Below are 4,448 nucleotides of genomic sequence, written 5' to 3'. Positions count from 1 at the left end.
TGACCTGCGCTTTTATGCTCACCCACCTCGAAGCTTGAACCATCTTTTGTTTGAGGCGTCGAAGCTTGAACCATCTTTTGTTTGAGTAGTTAAAAACGGCAATCTTGCGGGTCGTTTTGGACATCAAGGCAGCATTTCCAAGCAACTCTCTCATCCGCATGATTGCACAGGTAATGAAGCCAAAACTCCATCACTGTCCTGCTTATCCAAAGAGATCATCGTCTATTACGAAGCCGAATAGGAGAAGAGGAGGAGCTAGCAGGAATGAGAACTCAACACATTCTTTCAGCAGACTCTATATGGACGATCTTCATGGCCAAATGGCCTTCCTCAACTCGCTGGCGGCGGCAGACTTCGTACTGAACGGAGCAAGGCCCTAACCATAGCTGTCGACTACAATCTGGCGGATGGAGCCGGGACGTATATCAAGTATGCCTCATCTTTTTAGTATTTTGCGCGTTTTCACGATGCGATGGTAGAATGCAGAACCTCTTCCAACATCCCTTTAGATCTCCTCGCCTTGCAAGAACTTAAGGTGAGCAAGATACAGGTCGCACTCCCAACTGGGCCAATGCGACATAGTTAACGACTTATACTTCAAATCAATTACACAAAAAATGAATACCGCCGCCCGAAACGGAAAGATAGTAACAACGAAATAGGCTAATCACGCCCATTTTTAAGTACCATTTGTTTCAATCTGCTGCCCTTATGGGCGCCCCACCTTATCGTAAAACCAGTAAAGCAGGAACGGTATCAATACCTAACGCCGGCAAGTATGAGATTGCCTTTTCTGCCTAAGGGGTAACCCATCGAGATTAGTTAGGAGAGGAGAGGAGAAGAGATGGATAAAGTCAAAACGGCCTTCCAAAACTTTGGCCGTGCTATCGTTGACCCTATTTTGTATCTTGCTGTAACGGGCATCATCTTGGCTATCGCCACGCTTTGCTCGCTGGGCAGCGGTATCATCGCAGATCTGGGCATGTTGCTCTCCACGGCAACCAATTCTGCGGTAATTGGTAACATGCCAATTATTTTTGCGGTTGGCCTAACGGCTGGTTTTGCAAGGAAGCAAAAATCCAATGCAGCTGTGTTTGGACTCATTAGCTACCTCATGTTCCTGTATGTCAATAGCGCCTACCTGACGCTTACCGGCCAGCTAGCGGAGGCTGGTGCGCAGGGTCTGTACGGTACTGGTCAGGCAATGGTTTCAGGACTTCAGGTCACCGATGTCAACGTCTTCGGTGGTGTTCTCATTGGGTGCTTCTGCGGCTGGCTCTATAACAAACTGATTGATGTAAAGGTATCGGATTATATCCGAATTTACGGCGGGCCTCGTCTGGCCCTTCTGGCAATGATTCCGTTGAGCATCGTCTTCGGCATCGGAGTGACTGTTGTGTGGCCCCCTATTGCCAGCGCTATTAGCAGTGCATCTTCATTCATCGCGGCATCGGGCGGTCTGGGCGTTTTCATTTACGGTTTTTTGAACCGCGTTCTCGTACCTCTTGGCATGCACCACTTTATGTGGATGCCGTTTAACTACTCCGCGATTGGTGGCACGGCAGTCGTTGCCGGTCAGAGTATTTCTGGTGCAGCAAATATCTTCTATGCTGAGCTGCCTCTCATTGCTGACGGATCCCTCACCATTGTCGACCCCTCTGTCCGTTTTGCCATGTTCGGCTTTGGCAAAGAGTTCGTGACACTCGGCGCCGTGCTCGCAATTATTGTGACCTCCCGTCCAGAGAATCGTAAAGCCGTTGTAGCCATGATGGTACCCATCTACATCACCGCTATGCTCTCTGGCGTCACCGAGCCCCTTGACTTCATGATTTTGTTCGCATCCCCGATTCTCTGGGTTGCCTACAGCCTGTTTTTTGGATTGGGTGAGATGCTCCTGTTTGTCTTGGGAGTACGCTTGCTTAACCTATTCGGTGGCATCGAACTGCTTACGATTAATCTGCCGCTGCCCATGGGCGTCACCAAGTTACCAATCTATATCATCTTGGGAGTTGTGTTTGCCGCCGCTTCGTTTGTCGTGCTGACAATGGTAATCAAGAAGTTCAATCTCATGACCCCCGGCCGTTCTGTAGAGTGGTCTGCCGAGGTTTCTGGCGATATCGATGCTCTCGAATCCTCTGGAACAATGGAGGTTGATGCAAAACAGCAGGAGATGGTACAGAACATTATCGATGGCCTTGGCGGCAAGGACAATATCAGGACCTTGGGCTGCTGCATGACTCGTTTGCGCGTCGAGGTCAAAGATCCCAGCAAAGTCAGTGAGGAAACTATCAAGAAGGGCATTGACAAGGGCCTGTTCAAGAACGGCACGAATGTCCAGATTGTTGTGGGAACCAACGTGTATTCCGTCTATGACTTGCTGCGCCCCATTCTCAATTTGGAAGACTAGTAGTTATTTAATCACCAAGAGATGAACGAGGAGGCCTCATGTTGACCAAAGTATTCCAGTCGATTCATACCATGTGTGAGCGCACGCTCGGCATGTACAGGGAGAAGTCGACAGGGGGTCTTCTTGTTTTGATGGCAGCATTCGTAGGAGGTTTTATCTGGCCCCTCCTAGGTCTTGTTATAGCAGTTGGGACTCGACATTTAGGTAAATATACGGATGTGGGTAGCATTGCGGGCATAGCAGCCATCATTAACATCGCTGCCTACTTCGTACAGATAGTAACCAAGATTATCTGCGGCTTAATCTGATTTGAAAGGTGTGAACAACATGAGTGGATACAAAATTGTAATTTGTGGTGGCGGCAGCACCTATACCCCCGGTATCGTCAAAGACTTAATCGATCAAAAGGATGAATTGGGGATTCGCGAACTGTGGCTTTACGACATTGACGAGGAGCGACAGGATACAGTTGCCGTGGTGGTTAAAGCCGTTATTGACGACCTTGCCCCCGAGATTCCTCTGCATGTGACTGTTGATCCAAAAAAGGCATTTACAGATGCCAACTTTATTATGGCGCAAATGCGCGTGGGCGGTCTCAAGATGCGTATCCAAGATGAGCAGATTAGCCTGCGTCATGGTGTGGTCGGCCAAGAGACTTGCGGAGCAGGCGGTATGGCCTATGGCATGAGGACCATTTTCCCTATGTGTGAGCTTGTTGATTTCTGTGAGAAGTATGCCTGTAAAGACTATTGGATCGTCAACTACTCCAACCCCGCTGCGATCGTAGCCAAAGCCATGCACAAACTGCGCCCCAATGCACGCATTCTCGATATTTGCGACATGCCAGTGGAGATTGTAGCTCGTATGGCGGAGATTTTGGGATGCGAATTTAGCGATATCGAGGTCGACTACTTTGGTCTTAATCACTTTGGGTGGTTTACCAACGTGCGCTGCAAGGGTGTAGACGTTACGGATAAGCTTAAAGAGCACGTGCGCAAGTACGGTTACATTTCCGAGGCAAGCCTCAATGATGCCTTGGTAAAAGACCCCGACTGGGCCCACACCTTCAAGAACGCAGCAACGATTTGCACGCTATTCCAAGATTACCTCCCCAATACCTATTACCAGTATTACCTGTTGCCCGATGCGTGTGTGGAGTACATGGATATCAACAACACGCGCGGCATGCAGGTCGTAAATGGTCGTGAGAAACGTATCTTCGACGCATCCGCGGCGCTAAAACGTGGTGAAAAAGTCGATCTCACGCAGTTCTACGTGGGCGTTCATGGCAGGTTTATCGTTGATGTCGTTAAGTCTCTAGCGGGAGATCTGCGTCATCGTCACCTAGTGATTGTGCCCAACAAGGGAGCAATCGAGAATCTTTCGGAAGACGCGACGGTTGAGATTCCAGCGTATGTTACCGACCGAGGTGCCGAACCAATCCGCATCGGAAAGATCCCTCGCTTCTACAAGGGTCTTATCGAGCAGCAGGATGCTTGTGAAGGACTTGTAGTCGAAGCCGTTATCGAAGGCTCCTATCAGAAAGCGCTTGAGGCCTTCACCCTCAATCGTACGATTCCTTCGGCAGGCGTTGCCAAGAAAGTTCTAGACGATATGATTGAAGCCAACAAGGGTTATTGGCCTGAGCTGAAATAGAAACGTTTGTCAAACGCTAGAAGTTTAAGAGTGGCTCCCAAGCGGCACGGCTTCGGAGCCACTCTGCTGTGGCTACACCTCGAGAAAGCTCGCAAAGATGAATGAATCCACTTCACGCTTTAGATGGTAGTTCTTCTGATAATTCTGGTTGAATATAAGCGAATAAATAACCTGAAGTGTATAGGTTAGCGAGATCATGGATGAGTAGTTGGCTACCTTCCCAATCACACGCTCTGATTTTGGGATAAGCAAAACGGTATCGCAGTGCTTAGCGAGCGTTGTATCGGAAAATGCCGTGATTAGGTACGGCTTGATCCCACGTCTGGAAAGAGTAGCGGCATATTTGGAATAGTCGTAATGAATGCCACTGTAGCTTAGAAATAAA

At 48.9% G+C, this 4,448-nt stretch carries 4 protein-coding genes; 3 read left to right on the top strand and 1 reads right to left on the bottom strand.

What is annotated here, in order from left to right; genetic code table 11:
- Positions 1–844: 844 nt before the first annotated feature.
- From Q0X25_RS07340 to Q0X25_RS07330, 3 genes are read left to right on the top strand one after another with little or no spacing between them, the layout of a single operon-like run.
- Positions 845–2,407, top strand: a complete 1,563-nt coding sequence (locus tag Q0X25_RS07340; RefSeq protein WP_298580652.1) for a PTS transporter subunit EIIC — start codon at positions 845–847, stop codon at positions 2,405–2,407.
- Between the two features lie 38 nt (positions 2,408–2,445).
- A complete protein-coding gene (locus tag Q0X25_RS07335) occupies positions 2,446–2,715 on the top strand; it encodes a hypothetical protein (protein ID WP_298580647.1) in 270 nt (89 codons plus the stop codon).
- A 19-nt stretch (positions 2,716–2,734) separates the two neighbouring features.
- Entirely contained in the window at positions 2,735–4,063 is a 1,329-nt protein-coding gene (locus Q0X25_RS07330; RefSeq protein WP_298580644.1) for a 6-phospho-alpha-glucosidase, read from the top strand.
- Between the two features lie 72 nt (positions 4,064–4,135).
- Here Q0X25_RS07330 and Q0X25_RS07325 read toward each other — a convergent pair.
- The coding region (locus Q0X25_RS07325; RefSeq protein WP_298580641.1) for an SIS domain-containing protein at positions 4,136–4,448 on the bottom strand (313 nt) is incomplete at its 5' end.

The organism is uncultured Olegusella sp. (assembly GCF_947253395.1).
Taxonomy (GTDB): Bacteria; Actinomycetota; Coriobacteriia; order Coriobacteriales; family Atopobiaceae; genus Olegusella.
This window is presented reverse-complemented; position numbering and strand designations above follow the sequence as displayed.